The organism is Arthrobacter crystallopoietes (assembly GCF_017603825.1).
Classification (GTDB): Bacteria; Actinomycetota; Actinomycetes; order Actinomycetales; family Micrococcaceae; genus Crystallibacter; species Crystallibacter crystallopoietes_B.
Window position 1 is genome coordinate 2,712,730 of sequence record NZ_CP072014.1, and the last position, 15,508, is coordinate 2,728,237.

General features: G+C 66.9%; 13 protein-coding genes and 1 riboswitch. Of the genes, 8 read left to right on the forward strand and 5 right to left on the reverse strand.

All coding sequences use genetic code 11. From position 1 onward, the window contains the following. Positions 1–6: 6 nt before the first annotated feature. Positions 7–1,014, forward strand: a complete 1,008-nt coding sequence (locus J5251_RS12465) for a DUF695 domain-containing protein (RefSeq protein ID WP_139006606.1) — start codon at positions 7–9, stop codon at positions 1,012–1,014. 62 nt (positions 1,015–1,076) lie between these two features. On the opposite strand, the gene J5251_RS12470 is transcribed toward J5251_RS12465, so the two are convergent. From J5251_RS12470 to J5251_RS12480, 3 genes are all read right to left on the reverse strand, one after another. Further along, positions 1,077–2,198: a sialate O-acetylesterase gene (locus J5251_RS12470; RefSeq protein WP_208574160.1), complete on the reverse strand. Its 1,122-nt coding sequence runs from the start codon at positions 2,196–2,198 to the stop codon at positions 1,077–1,079. A 64-nt stretch (positions 2,199–2,262) separates the two neighbouring features. Continuing rightward, on the reverse strand, positions 2,263–3,843 hold the full coding sequence (hutH, locus tag J5251_RS12475; protein ID WP_208574161.1) for a histidine ammonia-lyase: 1,581 nt from the start codon (positions 3,841–3,843) through the stop codon (positions 2,263–2,265). 49 nt (positions 3,844–3,892) lie between these two features. Further along, positions 3,893–4,921 (reverse strand): ABC transporter substrate-binding protein, encoded by a 1,029-nt coding sequence (locus tag J5251_RS12480; protein WP_208574162.1) that lies wholly within the window; start codon positions 4,919–4,921, stop codon positions 3,893–3,895. Between the two features lie 200 nt (positions 4,922–5,121). Here J5251_RS12480 and J5251_RS12485 point away from each other — a divergent pair, with 200 nt between their 5' ends. From J5251_RS12485 to hutI, 5 genes are all read left to right on the forward strand, one after another. Continuing rightward, positions 5,122–5,826 carry an IclR family transcriptional regulator gene (locus J5251_RS12485; protein WP_244250658.1) on the forward strand — a complete coding sequence of 235 codons (705 nt, stop codon included), beginning with the start codon at positions 5,122–5,124 and terminating at the stop codon, positions 5,824–5,826. A gap of 50 nt (positions 5,827–5,876) precedes the next feature. Beyond that, positions 5,877–7,559 carry a urocanate hydratase gene (gene hutU / locus J5251_RS12490; RefSeq protein ID WP_208574164.1) on the forward strand — a complete coding sequence of 561 codons (1,683 nt, stop codon included), beginning with the start codon at positions 5,877–5,879 and terminating at the stop codon, positions 7,557–7,559. A 71-nt stretch (positions 7,560–7,630) separates the two neighbouring features. Then, entirely contained in the window at positions 7,631–8,830 is a 1,200-nt protein-coding gene (locus tag J5251_RS12495) for an allantoate amidohydrolase (protein WP_139006612.1), read from the forward strand. Next, complete coding sequence (locus J5251_RS12500; protein ID WP_208574165.1) at positions 8,827–10,281, forward strand: amidohydrolase family protein; 1,455 nt, start codon at positions 8,827–8,829, stop codon at positions 10,279–10,281. Before J5251_RS12495 ends, J5251_RS12500 begins: the two co-directional genes overlap by 4 nt. Next, entirely contained in the window at positions 10,278–11,510 is a 1,233-nt protein-coding gene (hutI, locus tag J5251_RS12505; RefSeq protein ID WP_139006614.1) for an imidazolonepropionase, read from the forward strand. The genes J5251_RS12500 and hutI overlap by 4 nt, the downstream gene beginning before the upstream one ends. Before the next feature lie 64 nt (positions 11,511–11,574). On the opposite strand, the gene J5251_RS12510 is transcribed toward hutI, so the two are convergent. Further along, the gene (locus J5251_RS12510) at positions 11,575–12,174 is read right to left on the reverse strand and encodes a TIGR03086 family metal-binding protein (protein ID WP_208574166.1); all 600 of its coding nucleotides are present in this window, start codon (positions 12,172–12,174) and stop codon (positions 11,575–11,577) included. 142 nt (positions 12,175–12,316) lie between these two features. Between J5251_RS12510 and J5251_RS12515 the strand changes: the two genes are divergently transcribed. Then, on the forward strand, positions 12,317–13,105 hold the full coding sequence (locus J5251_RS12515; RefSeq protein ID WP_139006616.1) for a CPBP family intramembrane glutamic endopeptidase: 789 nt from the start codon (positions 12,317–12,319) through the stop codon (positions 13,103–13,105). A 112-nt stretch (positions 13,106–13,217) separates the two neighbouring features. Here J5251_RS12515 and J5251_RS12520 read toward each other — a convergent pair whose 3' ends face one another. Next, positions 13,218–13,859: a VOC family protein gene (locus J5251_RS12520; RefSeq protein ID WP_139006617.1), complete on the reverse strand. Its 642-nt coding sequence runs from the start codon at positions 13,857–13,859 to the stop codon at positions 13,218–13,220. Between the two features lie 110 nt (positions 13,860–13,969). Next, positions 13,970–14,084: riboswitch (SAM riboswitch) on the forward strand. Positions 14,085–14,150: 66 nt separating this feature from the next. Here J5251_RS12520 and J5251_RS12525 point away from each other — a divergent pair. Then, positions 14,151–15,470, forward strand: a complete 1,320-nt coding sequence (locus J5251_RS12525) for a bifunctional o-acetylhomoserine/o-acetylserine sulfhydrylase (RefSeq protein ID WP_139006618.1) — start codon at positions 14,151–14,153, stop codon at positions 15,468–15,470. Positions 15,471–15,508: the final 38 nt, after the last annotated feature.

A 15,508-nucleotide genomic window follows, 5' to 3' on the forward strand; every position in this document is an offset into this window, starting at 1 on the left:
GGGAGCATGGACGTAGATGCTGTGGGGGAGTTCTGGGCCTGGTGGGAAGCAGATGCCGCCGGGCGCATCGCACAGGGGGCAGAGGGTTACGCCGAGAACTACGTCAAGCAGTTGGGCCGGCGGATCGCGAGGATCGATCCGGGCCTGGCCTGGGAGCTCGGGCCCGGAACGACGGCGGAACACGAACTGGTCATCTTCCCCGATAGTCCCGAGCACGCGGCCCTGGCCCGGCGTGTGCTCAAGGCGGCTCCGGCACCGGACCGGCACTGGGAGTATGCGGATGCCCGGCAGGCCGCCGCGCGCTTCGAGGAACTGACGTTGGGGGTCGGCGGCGAGGAGTTCGCGGGCGAAGACTTCCGGGTGGGCCTGATGCGCAACCGGTATTCGGCGGACATCTCGGTCTACCACCCGAAGCTGGGCCGGCTCCCCGCGGACAAGAGGCTGGTCCCGGTGGCCATCATGCTGGACCATGCCATCGGCCAGCAGGACGTGAACGCGTGGATCGGCATTATCGAACCGGTGCTGCAGCCGCATCCGGGGGATATCCCGCTGAGTGACCTGCCGGCCGTCGTGCAGCAACTGCGCGCCGGCGCGTTCGACGGGCACGGCGAGCCCATCTGGGAAGAGCTGCACGGCCGCTCGATCGAGGACCGGCCCATTTCCGCCTACGTGCAGGTTCCGCTGGTACCGGCGTTCTGGCCCGACTTCGACCAGCATGTGGCCGTGCAGCTCAGCTATGCCCAGGTCTTGAAGGACGGGCTGCCGGGCGAGGACTCGGGGCGCCGGCTGCAGACGATGGAACAGGCGCTCGCCGAAGCGCTTAACGGCAACGGCCGTCTGGTTGCGGCCGAAACAACGGACGGCCGCCGCATTCTGCACTTCTACGTGGATTCGACTACCTCCGCCGGCTGGGACCTGGAAGCGGCCGCGGCGGCCTGGGAAGAGGGACAGACCGGCGTCGGTGCGGAACTTGATCCCGGGTGGTCCGGCGTCAACCACCTCAGGATCAGATAGGGCGGGCTATCGCGGCGCTCAGCCCCCGCCGTCGTACGCTGCGAGGAGTTTTTGCCGCCGGTTCAGCTGGCGGCCATGCCGGAGAAAGTCCGGTAATAGCGCAGGCCGAGCTCGCGGGCGCCGGCAGCGTTGAAATGGATGCCGTCGCTGGCACCGTTGGCGCCGGCTGGTCCCTCGACGAAGGCGGTCTGCGGCCGGTGGGAGGCAATGGAACGGTGCGCTGCGTCAATGCGGCCGCGGATCTTCTTGTCCGCGGCGATCCATTCGGGCACCATGCCACCAATGAGGAAGGGGACCGGGCCCAGTTCTGCACGGTACAGGTCGATGATCTGCAGGAGCTTGCGCCGGTACCAGTCCTGGCCCACTTTGGGCAGCGCGTCCGATTCGCCTTGGTGCCACAGGATGGCCGTCAGCCGGTGCGAGGGGTTGAGCGCGAGGGCGCGAAGGCACGCATCGAGACCCCGGCGGGCAAGGTTCACAGAGGCTGTGGTGTTGTACGGGTCCCAGGAATAGTCCGCGTTGCCGGTGATCGAGGTGCCGCCGAGTGCCGCCGGCACGAGCAACACCTTGCGGTCCGCCGGTTGGTTGAGCCAGAGCTGACGGGCGAATTCCATTCCGGGGCCGATAGTGGGCGCACCGTCGCGCAGGTTCTGCGTGACGTGGAACAGCGCGTCCACGGCCGGAATCACGGTCCCGGCATGCGGCCCCGAGCCGGCGAACTGGTCGATGCCCTCCAGTCTGATGTCAATGGCCGGATCATAGGGAAGCCCCGAGCCTTGCATGTTGGATTGCCCCAGCAAGAGAACGACGTCGGCGCCGGACTTGCGCGGGTCGGTGCGGCCGTTGCCCGCAGCGGCTCCGGCAACGTTCTCAGCGCTCTGGATGCCCTGCCCGCCGGCCGGCTGGGCAGGGCTAAGCAGGTTGGCCAGCGCCCGGTGCGTGGCTGATGCGGGATCGGCGATCAGCCGGGCAATGTCCTCGTCTGAGGGCAGCCCCAGGCTCCCCGGCAGCGGACTGCCCGGGCGGACGGCGGCATGGGCCGCTCCCGCCCCCAGGGCCCCGGAACCAAGACCAACCGCGATGATAGGGGCGGCGCGGCGGAAAAGGGTCCGACGGCTGGGACTGGCGGGGCTGCCGGCTGGGGAGCCGGATTGTTGCGTTGTGGCAGGCTCGTCCGTGCCCATGCTCGCGTCCCCCTCCAGACCGGGCGCCGGCGGACTCACCCGCCGGCTGGCAAAATTACTCCGATCAGTTTAGCGCCGACCCGAGTTCCTGCTGGACGGCCTCGATCAGCACGCCGCTGTCCACCAGGATGCGTACCGCTTCAATCTCGGGGGAGAGATAGCGGTCCGTTCCGGGGCCTTCGACCACCTTGCGAATTTCACGCCGGACCGCGGTGACGGCCGGGGCGCTCCGGGAGGAGTCCAGGCCGCCGTCGCGCATGTCCAGGGCCCGGGCGCTGGTGAGCAGCTCGATGGCCAGCACACGCGTCAGGCCATCCAGCGCCCGGCGCAGCTTCAGCCCGGCTGACCAGCCCATGGAGACGTGGTCTTCCTGCATGGCGGAGGACGGGATGGAGTCCACCGAGGCCGGGTTGGCCAGCCGCTTGAGTTCGGAGACGATGCCCGCCTGGGTGTACTGCGCGATCATGTGGCCGGAATCCACGCCAGGATCGTCGGCCAGGAATGCGTTGAGCCCGTGGCTGCGCGCCTTGTCCAGGAAACGGTCCGTCCGCCGTTCGCTCATCGAGGCCAGGTCCGCAACGGCGATGGCGAGGAAGTCCAGGGCGTAGCCGACCGGCGCGCCATGGAAGTTGCCGTTGGACTCCACCCGGCCGTCCGGCGTAACCACCGGGTTGTCGATGGCGGAGGACAGCTCGTAACCGGCCACGGATTCCACATGCGCCAGGGTGGATCTAGCGGCACCGTGGACCTGCGGGGCGCAGCGCAGCGAGTAGGCGTCCTGCACGCGGGTGAAGCGGTGGCCGTCGCCACTATCCGACGACTTCTGCTCTGCGATCAGCGGCGACCCGTCCAAAATCCGGCGCATGTTGGCCGCGGCGGCAATCTGCCCGGGGTGCGGGCGCAGCGCGTGCAGGTCCTCGGCCAGGACCGAGTCCGTGCCCAGCAGCCCCTCGATGCTCATGGCGGCGGCCAGATCCGCGGTTTTCAGCAGCAGGTGCAGATCGGCCGAGGCCATGATCAGCATGCCCAGCATCCCGTCCGTGCCGTTGATCAGCGCCAGGCCTTCCTTCTCCCGCAGTTCCACCGGCTCAAGCCCGGCGGCAGCCAGCGCCTCGGCGGCAGGCACCAGCGCGCCGTCGTTATTCCGGACTTCGCCCTCGCCCATCAGCGCCAGAGCGCAGTGTGCCAGCGGCGCCAGATCCCCCGAGCAGCCGAGCGAGCCGTACTCGCCGACCACGGGAGTGATGCCGGCGTTGAGCATGGCGGCATAGCCCTGCGCCACCACTGGGCGGACCCCCGTGCGGCCGGTCGCCATGGTGGAGAGCCGGTTGAGCATCAGGCCGCGGACCACCTCGCGGTCCACTTCGGTGCCGGAGGAAGCGGCGTGGCTGCGGATCAGGCTGCGCTGGAGCTGGGTGCGCAGCTCGATGGGGATCTGCTTGGTGGCAAGGGCGCCGAAGCCTGTCGAAACGCCGTAGTGCGGTTTGTCATCGGTGACCAGAGCGTCGATCACCGCGCGGGACTCCGCCATGGCTGACAGGGACGCGGCGCTGAGCTCGATCGGTGCACCGTGGCGCGCGACGGCGATGACTTCCTCCGGCGAGAGCGGGCCGGTGGAGATGGTGACGGGCTGAAGCTGGGACATGGTGCCTTTCATTGAAGGTGCGGGGGTTGGGTGGCGGGGGCGGATACGGCTACTTGGCAATCAGGGCATCATAGTCCGGTTCGTTTTCCAGCACTCCGTACTTCTGGGCCGCGGTGCCCAATGCCCGCAGTCCGTCCATGTTGATCTCGGGATACCATTTGGACATTTCCACGGTCTCGGCCAGTTCCGGCGTGATCTTCGCGTAGTCCTGGATGATGGTGCGGACCTCGTCCTCGTTTTCCATCGCGAAGGTGAAGGACTTATCCAGCGCCCGCTGGAAGCGTTCCACCAGTTCCGGGTCCTCCTGCAGCGTCTGCTCGGACGTGAAGTAGAAGGCCGAATCGAAGTTCTCGGTCAGGTCCGTCATGGGGCTGGCCACGATCTCGCCGCCGGCCTCCAGGATCTGGGTGCGGAAAGGCTCGGTGGTCCAAGCGGCGTCAACATCCCCGCGCTCCAGCGCAGCGGGCATATTGGGATACGGCATCTCGACGAAATTTACGTCCTGTGGATCCCCGCCGGCTTTTTCGATGGAGTTGCGGATGGTCACGTCGGCGAAGTTGTTCAGGGCGTTGACCGCCACCGTCTTGCCCACGAGGTCCGCGGCGGATTCAATGCCGCTGTCGGGCATGGCGGCTACCTCGGTGACGTCCTTGCCCGGCACGTTGGTGGAGCTCGAGCCGTTGGAGACCACCTTCACCGGTAGCGTCTTGTCCTGGGCGATCAGCAGCGAGACAACGTTGGAGTAGCCGAACTGGTATTCACCGGTCATCACGGCCGGCACAATCGCCGCCCCGCCCTGGGCGAGCTGGACGGAGAGCTGGATGCCTTCGTCCTCGAAGTAGCCCTCCTGCATGCCCAGATAGATGGGGGCGACGTCGGTGATGGGGATCAGTCCGACGCTCACCTGATCCAGCCCCTCCTGGGGTGCGGCGCCGTTGGAATTCGCGGCGTTCTCCGGTGCCGAAGGGCTGCCTGATCCGCAGCCGGTCAGCGCCAGAAGACCCGTGAGGGCGGCGGCGGACGCGCACGTCATGAACGTACGGCGCTTGGTGGTGGATCCGCGGAAGAGCTTTTCCATGGGAATTTCTCCAGTTCTGCCGCTGAATGGCAAGGCCATTTCAGACAGTAAAATTTATGGGCTGATAGGGAAAAGGTACAGAGCGATCGGCTTGCCGTCAATGGTGAAGCACAAAAGGGGCATTGCCACTAGATGAAATTGATGTTTTACTAAGTGCAACGTCGATGAAACGACGATCCCGACCGGAAAGGCCCTCCATGGTGGACACCACTACTGAGACTGCTGCGGCGCCGGATGCCACAACCCGAGCCGCCGACCGCGCCCTGGGTCTGCTGCGCGTTGTCTGCGAGAACGACGGCGTCAAACTTGCCGATGCGGCCAAGGCGGCAGACCTTTCGGCGAGCACGGCGCTCCGGCTGCTGAGGACCCTGGAAGCCAACGGTTTCGCGGCCAAGCGCGAAGACGGCCTGTACCGGCCGGGGTTCCGTATGGTCCAGCTGGGCGTCCAGGCCTTGAGCCACGAATCGCTGGTCGCCACCAGCCAGGACGCCTTGCGCTCGCTGGTTGCCCGGACAGGCGAATCCGCCTATCTCAGCGTGGCGGCCGGCAGCACTGACGGGCTGTACCTGGCCATCGAGGAAGGCACGCACACCGTGCGCCATATCAATTGGGTAGGCCGCACGTTCCCCATGGTCGGCAGCGCCGCCGGGGAAGCCCTGCAGGGGAAGGTGGCGCCCGGGTCCTTCGCCGTCGTAGCCGAAGGAGTCGAGCCGGACATCACTGCGGTGGCCGCCCCGGTGATGGCCGGTTCCAAGGTGGTCGCAGCCCTGAGTATCGTCGCGCCGAGCTACCGAACTACCGCCGAAGCCGCCCAAACCTTCGGCGCCCTCCTGGCCGCCGAAGCAGGCCGCGTCTTCGCCGGGCCGGACGGGGACACCGCCGTCGTTAATCCTCAAACTTCCTAACCCGACAGCCGGATAACTACCCGCTTCCCGCAGAGAAAGAGCCTTCAGAAATGACCTTCACGCAACACGATTCCTCCCGCACCGTTCGCGCCCCCCGAGGCACCGAGCTGACGGCCAAGAGCTGGCAGACCGAAGCGCCGCTGCGGATGCTGATGAACAACCTGGATCCCGAGGTCGCCGAGCGTCCCGAGGATCTGGTGGTTTACGGCGGCACTGGCCGCGCGGCGCGCTCCTGGGAGGCCTACGACGCAATTGTCCGCACGCTGGCCACCCTTGAGAAAGACGAGACCCTGCTGGTCCAGTCCGGCAAGCCGGTGGGCGTCTTCCGCACCCATGAATGGGCGCCGCGGGTGCTGATTGCCAACTCGAACCTGGTGGGCGACTGGGCCAACTGGCCGGAGTTCCGCCGGCTCGAGGCCGAAGGGCTGATGATGTACGGCCAGATGACCGCCGGGTCCTGGATCTACATCGGCACCCAGGGAATCCTGCAGGGCACCTACGAGACCTTCGCCGCCATCGCCGACAAGCGGTTCAATGGCACGCTGGCCGGAACGCTGACGCTCACCGGCGGCTGCGGCGGTATGGGCGGCGCGCAGCCGCTGGCCGTGACCCTGAACGGCGGCGCGTGCCTGATTGTCGACGTCGACGAGACGCGTCTGCGCCGTCGTGCCGGCAAGCGCTACCTGGACGAAGTGGAAACGGATCTTGACGCCGCATTGGACAAGGTCATGCGTGCCAAGCAGGAGAAGCGGCCCCTGTCCGTGGGCTACGTGGGCAATGCCGCCGCGGTGTTCCCGGAGCTGCTGCGCCGGCACCAGGCCGGCGAGATCAGCGTGGACATCGTCACCGACCAGACCTCGGCGCATGACCCCTTGAGCTACCTGCCGCTGGAGTACTCGGTGGACCAGTGGGACGCCGAGGCCAAGGGCGACCCGGTGGGCTTCACCAAGAAGGCGCAGGAATCCATGGCCCGCCATGTGCAGGCGATGGTGGAGTTCCAGGACGCCGGCGCCGAGGTGTTCGACTATGGCAACTCCATCCGCGACGAGGCGCGCCTGGGCGGCTACGACCGCGCGTTCGAGTTCCCCGGATTCGTCCCGGCCTACATCCGTCCGCTCTTTTGCGAGGGCTTGGGCCCGTTCCGCTGGGTTGCCCTGTCCGGTGATCCGGAGGACATCCGCGTTACGGACGAGGCGATCAAGGAGCTCTTCCCCGAAAACGAACATCTGCACCGCTGGATCGACGCCGCGCAGGAGCACGTCGAGTTCGAGGGCCTGCCGGCGCGTATCTGCTGGCTGGGCTACGGCGAGCGCCAGAAGGCCGGGCTGTTGTTCAACCGGCTTGTGGCCGAGGGCAAGGTTTCGGCGCCGATCGTGATCGGCCGTGACCACCTGGATTCCGGTTCCGTGGCCTCTCCGTACCGCGAGACCGAATCCATGGCGGACGGTTCCGACGCGATTGCCGATTGGCCGTTGCTGAACGCCCTGGTCAACACCTCCTCCGGTGCCACTTGGGTGTCCATCCACCATGGCGGCGGCGTCGGCATCGGCCGCTCCATCCACGCCGGCCAGGTTTCCGTGGCCGACGGCACCGAACTGGCGGCGCAGAAGCTGGAACGGCTGCTGACCAACGATCCGGGCATGGGAGTGATCCGGCACGTGGATGCGGGTTACGATCGGGCCGTTGAGGTTGCTGCCGAGCGCGGGGTGCGGGTACCGATGAACGAGTCCTGATCCTGCCCCGTCCCGCCCGCCCGCCCGTCGTGACCTGTCGTCCTGTCCGCCTGTCCCATCCGGAGGTCTCTTTGGAAACCGTTTCCCAGCTGCTCGAGTCAATCAGCGACGTCGGCCGTGATACTGCCCGCGGCGGGTACTCGCGCCCGGTGTATTCAACGGCGGAGCTGGACCTGCGCGGGTGGTTCGTCGAGCAGGCCGGGCGGCGCGGGCTGGAGGTGGAGACAGACCGCAACGGCATTATCTGGGCCTGGTGGGGCGCGCCGGAAAAAGGCGCGCTTGTCACCGGCAGCCACCTGGACTCGGTCCCCGGCGGCGGCGCCTTCGACGGTCCGCTCGGCGTGGCCTCGGCACTCGCCGCCGTCGACGTTCTGCGGCAGCGCGGGGTGCAGCCCAACCGGCCCCTCGCCATCACGGTCTTCCCCGAGGAGGAGGGCTCACGCTTCGGCGTGGCCTGCCTCGGCTCACGGCTGTTGACCGGCGCCATCGACCCTGACAAGGCCCGGAACCTGCGCGACGCGGACGGCAGTACCTTTGCTGAGGTGTCGCAGGGGAACGGGTTGGACCCCGAACACTTCGGGCGGGATGAGGAAGCGCTGGCCCGGATCGGCGACTTCGTTGAACTGCATGTAGAGCAGGGCCGCGGCCTCGGCGAGGAGGGGCCGGCGGTCGCCGTCGGCAGTTCCATCCTGGGCCACGGCCGGTGGAAGCTGACGGTCAGCGGCCAGGGCAACCATGCCGGAACCACCCTGATGCAGGACCGGGCGGATCCCATGGTGGCGGCAGCGCAGATCATCATTGCCGTGCAGAAATCGGCCGCGGCCAAGCCGGACGCCCGCGCCACGGTGGGGCGGCTGGAACCGATTCCCGGCGGCACCAACGTCATCGCCTCGCGGGTCCAGCTGTGGCTCGACGTCCGGCATCCGGAAGATGCCGTGACCGCCGCGCTCGTGGAGGCGATCCATGGCCAGGCGCAAAAAATCGCGGCGTTCGAAGGCTGCTCCGTGACGCTGACGGAGGAGTCCTATTCGGGCACGGTCCACTTTGATCCGGCACTGCAGCGGCAACTCGAAAATGCGCTGCCCGGGGCGCCCGTGTTGGCGACGGGAGCCGGCCATGACGCCGGCGTGCTGGCCGGCTATGTGCCTTCCGGCATGATCTTCGTGCGCAACCCCACCGGCATTTCCCACTCGCCGGAAGAACATGTTGAGGACGACGACGCCGACGCGGGCGCGGGTGCGCTGGCCGACGTATTGGAGGGACTGCTGTGAGCGTCTGGTGCGAAGCAGCCTGGATCCGCGGACGCGGCGTGGTGCCGGGTGTGCGCGTCGAAGTGGACGAATCCGGAATCGTGACCCGGCTGGAAATAGGTGCGGAGCGGAAAGCATCGGACCTGCCCGTCTCCGGCGTGGCCTTTCCGGCTGCGTCCAACGCCCATTCGCACGCATTCCACCGCGTCCTGCGGGGCCGCACGCACGACATGGGTGTGGGCAGTTTCTGGACCTGGCGGGAGCAGATGTACCGCGCGGCCGGGGCGCTGAGTCCGGCGTTGTATAAGCAGCTGGCAACCGCCGTCTTTGCCGAAATGGTGGTGACGGGCTGGACCAGCGTGGCCGAATTCCACTACGTCCATCACCGTCCGGACGGCACACCGTACGGGAGCACGGGCAGCGGCGGGAGCCCGGGAAGTGCCGGCAACGGGGCCAGCGCCGGCGCAGACTCGATCGGAGCCGACGGTCCGCATGCCATGGAGCTCGCCTTGGCCAGGGCGGCGGTCAACGCCAGGATCAGGCTGACGCTGCTGGACACCTGCTATCTCGCCGGGGGCATCGGGCAGGAGCTCGCGCCGGAACAGTTGCGGTTCGGCGACCCGGATGTCCACGCGTGGTTGTCGCGGCTTGAGTCCCTGCGCGAAGCTGTCTCACGGGAATTCAGCCCGGATCAGGTCACTGTTGGTGCCGCCCTGCATTCGGTGCGCGGGGTGCCAGCCGACGTGCTGCCGGTCATCGCCGAGAAGCTGCCGCCGGAGATTCCGCTGCACATCCACCTGTCCGAACAGCCGGCCGAAAACGAAGCCTGCGTGCAGGCCACCGGGCTGACTCCGACGGCACTGCTGCGTCGGAGCGGTCTGCTCACCCCCCGGCTTTCGGCCATCCACGCCACCCACCTGACGGAGCAGGATATCGCCATGCTCGGCGCCGCCCATGCCACCGTGGTGATGTGCCCGACAACCGAAGCGGACCTGGCGGACGGCATCGGTCCGGCCGCAGCTCTGCGCGACGCCGGGGCGCGCATCGCGCTTGGCACCGACCAGCACGCCGTCGTCGATCCGTGGCTGGAAATGCGCGCGCTCGAACATGGCGAACGGCTGCGTTCCGGGCAGCGCGGCTGGTTCCCGCCCGAAACCTTGCATGAGGCGGCCTCGGATGCCGGCGCCCGTTCGCAGGGCAGAAGGCTGCCCGGGTTCGAACGGGGGAAGTATTGCGATTTGATGGCGGTGGACCCCGGCAGTCTGCGCACCATCGGCTCGCAGCCGGACCAGCTGGCGCTTTCCGCTACCGCGCAAGACGTCAGGACCGTTGTCATCGGCGGGCGCCTTGCCGCCCGCCAAGGCATCCACGCGACGCTGGGCGATCCCGCCCGGCTGCTCGCGGCCGCCATCGCCGACGTCGACGCCGCAGGAGCCGGCGACACCGCAGCCAAGGGAGCCCTCCAAAGATGACCGCTACGCAGTCCACGCTGATCACCAACATCGGCGAACTCATGACCCAGGACCCGGCACGCGGGGCCGCCTCAGTGCTGCGTGGCGCCGCCGTCGTTGTTGAGGGTGAACGGATCAGCTGGATCGGACCTGCCGGCCAGGCGCCGCAGACAGATGAAATTTACGACGCCGAAGGCCGTGCGGTGCTGCCGGGATGGGTGGATTCGCACACACACTTGGTGTTCGCCGGGGACCGCACCGCTGAATTCGAGGCACGGATGGCGGGGGAAAGCTATGCGGCAGGCGGTATCGCCGTGACCACCGGGGCCACCCGGGCCGCCGACGACTTCGAGCTGACCCGGTTGCTGATGGGACGTGTCGCCGAGGCGGTCGCCGGCGGAACAACCTATGTTGAGACGAAGACCGGCTACGGGCTGGATGTGGAGCACGAGGCGCGGTCCGCGCGCATCGCCTCCACCGTGGCGGACCAAGTGACGTATCTGGGTGCGCACCTGGTCCCGGATGGAATGGACGCGGATGCCTACACCGAGCTGGTCTGCGGCGAGATGCTCGAGGCGGTCCGGCCATACGTGCAGTGGGCTGACGTCTTCTGCGAGCGCGGCGCCTTTAATGAGGAGCAGTCGCGGCGTGTGCTGGCCGCGTGCCGCGATGCCGGACTCGGACTCCGTGTGCACGGCAACCAGCTGGGCGAGGGGCCGGGCGTGCAGCTCGCCGTAGAGTTCGGCGCCGCCAGTGTCGACCATGTCAATTATCTGGCGGACACGGACGTCAAAGTACTGGCGGACAGCTGGTCCGGTTGGGACCGCGTGGCCGGGACAGGGGAGCGCGGTACGGTGGCCACGTGCCTGCCGGCCTGCGATCTCTCGACCAGGCAGCCCTTGGCGCCGGGACGGCAGCTGCTGGATGCCGGCGTCGAAATTGCCCTTGCCTCCAACTGCAACCCGGGCACGTCCTACACAAGCTCGATGAACTATTGCGTGACCACGGCGGTCCTGCAGATGGGACTGAGCGTCCATGAAGCAGTCCGGGCGGCGACGTATGCGGGCGCCCTTGCCTTGGGCAAGCACGTTGGTGCCGACGTCGATGGGCAGCGCGCGGTGGGCTCGATCGCCGTCGGGCACCGGGCCGACCTGCATCTGCTCAATGCACCCTCGGCCACGCATCTGGCTTACCGGCCCGGCATGCCGCTGACTGCCGCGGTCTGGCGCGCAGGCGTGAAAGTGCGCTGATTTTCGCCGGTGATTGCCTCCGGCCGCCAGCCGGGCGGCCGCTGGTCCGTGATGCCGGCTGCCGCTACTTCGCGGTCCAGCCGGGGTTTCGTCCTGTCAGCCCCAGCAAACGGTCCAGCAGCGGTGCGTCGCCCGGAATTTCGATGACCGGGCCGAACAGGCCCGCGCGATCTTCGCCGTCCTTGGCGGAGAGCTCGGCAAATTCGTAGGCCGCCTGCAGGTTGGCTGTGTCGGCGTCGAACGCCTGGCCCGTGGCAGCGGCCAGATCCCAACCGTGGACCACCAACTCGTTGGTAGCCACCAGGGCCATGAGTTCGGCCGGCATAGTCACGCCGCCGGCCTGTGCCATTCCTTGCCAGGCAGACGGTTGTTGCCAGGCAGCAGCCAAGTCATCCAGGCGCTGGGGGAGAAGGTTCCGCCAATCCGGGTCCAGGTTCGCAGCTGAGGGACGATTATCCGGGCTGTCAGGCGGCACGGATTTGTAGCCGGACTCCAGCGACGCTTTGGTCGCCGCGTCCCTGAAGGCGACGGTCAGGCCCATGAAGTGATCGAGCAGGTCCCCAACGCTGTAGTACTCGCAGGGCGTTGGCGCGGCCAACTGGCCGTCCCCGATGCCCTTGACAATTTCCGCCACCTGCCGTGCGGCTGGTTCCAGATTGAGCACGCCGGGCCTCCCTGTCCTTCGGCTGTTTATTTGTCATTCCGACCTTCGCACGCAGGTTCCCCGGCGTCCAGAGCAGGCCGCGGGATTGCGAGGATCGGTCCTTGTTGAGCACGCTCCCAGCAGGAGTTGGCAAAATGGACCCATGCAGAGCCAGACCGCAACCACCGATACCGTGCCACGCACCCGCCGTTACTACCGGGCCGAAGTGCTGATCGTTCTGGGGCTCTCCCTGGGCCAGTCCGCCGTCTACGCCCTTGTGAACCTGCTGGAAAAGATGACGCGGGCCCCACTGGGGTCGCAGACCACGGCGCTGAACCCGGTCCTGAACGAGCGGGAGCTGTTCGACCTGCTTTACCAACTCCTGGCAATCTTCTTTGCCCTGGTCCCTGTAGCGCTGGTGCTGTTCCTGCTGGCAACCCCGGGTGAACGCGCCCGCGAGGCCTTCCGGAAAATCGGGTTTACCTTCGCCCGGCCCGGCGTAGACTTTGGACTGGGCTTCGGGCTGGCCCTGCTGATCGGTGCGGGCACCATAGGCGTCTATGCGGGCGGACGGGCCCTGGGCATTACGACGGCGATTGTCCCGGCCGCGCTGGACGAGTACTGGTGGACTGTCCCGGTCCTGGTTCTCTCCGCCTTGCGCCACTCGGTACTGGAAGAAGTGGTTGTGGTCGGCTACCTTTTCAACCGGCTGGCCAAGCTGGGCTGGGGCACCTGGAGCATCATTGTCACCAGCGCCGTGATCCGCGGCAGCTACCACCTGTACCAGGGGATCGGGCCCGGCATCGGCAACTTCCTGATGGGCATTGTCTTCGGCTATGCCTACACCCGCACCAAACGCGTAATGCCCCTTGTCATAGCCCATGCCTTGCTCGACATCGCAGGGTTCGTCGGCTATGCCCTCTTCGGCTCCGCCATCGGCATCGGCGAATAACTTCTCCCGCCGCGGCGTCTTCCCTCTGTGTCTGCAAAAGAAACGCTCCGCTTGGATGGTGACTCAGTCGAGCCAATACCAAAACGGAGCGTAACCTCTGAAATAACCGCGGTTAGAGTTCGACGACGCCCTTGTCGGTCTCGAACCGTACGGACATGATGCCCGGGGTGCCGTTCGGCGCCGTCCAGGCGACCTTGACGTCATCCAGGAGCGCATCGATCGGTGTTCCCAGCCAGTCCGCCACACGGGTGGAGGAGCCGCCGATGGTCAACCCGATCAGCTTCGCCGTTGCTGGGTAGGCCTTCGACGGATGCAGTTCTTCGGTGCCGTCGTCCCAGCGCAGCATGTACGGAACCTGGGGGTCCGCGATGAGGCCCTTGATGCCGATCTGCTGCCAGGTCAGTTCGCGGCCATCCGGGAACTTGCGGCCGCCGGGTACAGCATGGCGGCCCAGGCGCTCCTCGAACGGAGCCAGATCGTCAACCTCCACGCACCAGCCCATCCAGCCGCCGCCTGCTTCGGAGCGGGCACGCACGGCCTGGCCGAACGGCGCCTTGTCCGACGCCGGGTGGTTCAGCACCTCGACGACCTCAAGATAATGATGGTCCGTCAGGGGGAAAATCATGTTGCGGGTTCCAAAGCGGGGGTGGACGCCGCCCTTGACGGCTTCGATACCCAGGGCTGCCGAAATCCGTTCGGTTGTAGCCGCCAGGCCATCGGGTTCACAGGCATATGAGACATGATCGAAACGCATGCCTCATTTTGGCACTTTGTGATGTGCCTCTCGACTAAGGGTCGCCTAACTGACATTCACACACCGTCACATACTTGCTGAAAAAGTACCCGTCGCCGAACCTAGATACAGGTCATGAGTGCCAGCAACAAGCCCCGGCTAGCTGGCCGGCAACCCTCCAACCGCGGTGGGGTGCCCCGGGTGAGGACCAGGCTCCCGCTATCAGGCGGGACGCAAGCGCGGGTCACCCGAGGAAAACGCCGGAAATCCGGTTCCCAGGGCAGACCCCTTTGAGACAAGAGGGAGTTCCACATGTCAAATGACTGGTCATTCGAAACCCGCCAGATCCATGTAGGCCAGGAGCCGGACACCGCAACAGGCGCGCGTGCCCTGCCCATCTACCAGACGACGTCGTTCGTCTTCCCGAGTGCCGAAAGCGCGGCCAACCGTTTCGCGCTGGCCGAACTGGCCCCCATCTACACCCGTATCGGCAACCCCACCACGGAGGCCGTGGAGAACCGGATCGCGAATCTGGAAGGCGGCGTCGGTGCACTGCTGCTGTCCTCCGGCCAGGCTGCGTCCACATTCTCCATCCTGAACATTGCCGAAGCCGGCGATCACGTCGTCGCCAGCCCGAGCCTCTACGGCGGCACGTACAACCTTTTGAAGAACACCTTGAAGAAGTTCGCCATCGAGGTGACCTTCGTCGAGGATCCGGACAACCTGGACCAGTGGCGCGCGGCTGTCAAGCCGAACACCAAGGCGTTCTTCGGCGAGGTCGTGTCCAACCCGCGCCAGGACGTGCTCGACGTCGAAGGCATCAGCGCCATCGCCCACGAGGCCGGCGTGCCGCTGATCGTGGACAACACGCTGGCCACCCCGTACCTGATCCGCCCGATCGAGTGGGGCGCCGACATCGTGGTCCATTCGGCCACCAAATATCTCGGCGGCCACGGCAGCGCCATCGCCGGCGTGATCGTGGATTCGGGCAACTTCGACTTCGGCAAGGATCCGGAGAAGTTCCCCGGTTTCAACACCCCGGACGAGAGCTACAACGGCCTGGTCTTCGCCCGCGACCTCGGCGTCGGCGGCGCGCTCGGCGCGAACCTGGCCTACATCCTCAAGGCGCGCGTCCAGCTGCTGCGTGACCTTGGCTCCTCCGCCGCTCCCTTCAACGCGTTCCTGATTGCCCAGGGTCTGGAGACACTGAGCCTGCGGGTGGAGCGCCACGTGGAGAATGCGCAGAAGGTGGCCGAATGGCTTGAAAAGAACGACGCCGTGACGTCCGTTGCGTACGCCGGCCTGCCTTCCAGCCCGTGGTACGAGCGCGGCCGCAAGTACGGTCCCAAGGGCACCGGCGCCATCATCGCGTTCGAAATCGCCGGCGGGCTCGAGGCGGGCAAGCGCTTTGTCGACGGGCTGGAACTGCACTCCCATGTGGCGAATGTCGGCGACGTTCGCTCGCTGGTCATCCACCCGGCGTCGACCACCCACGCCCAGCTGTCTCCGGAGGCGCAGGCAGCCGCCGGTGTGACGCCCGGCCTGGTCCGGCTGGCTGTGGGGATCGAGCACATCGACGATATTCTTGCGGACCTCGAAGCCGGGTTCCGCGCATCCAAGGGTGCCGCCTGAACGCGGCATCATGAAGGAATCACAGGCATAGCATTGAC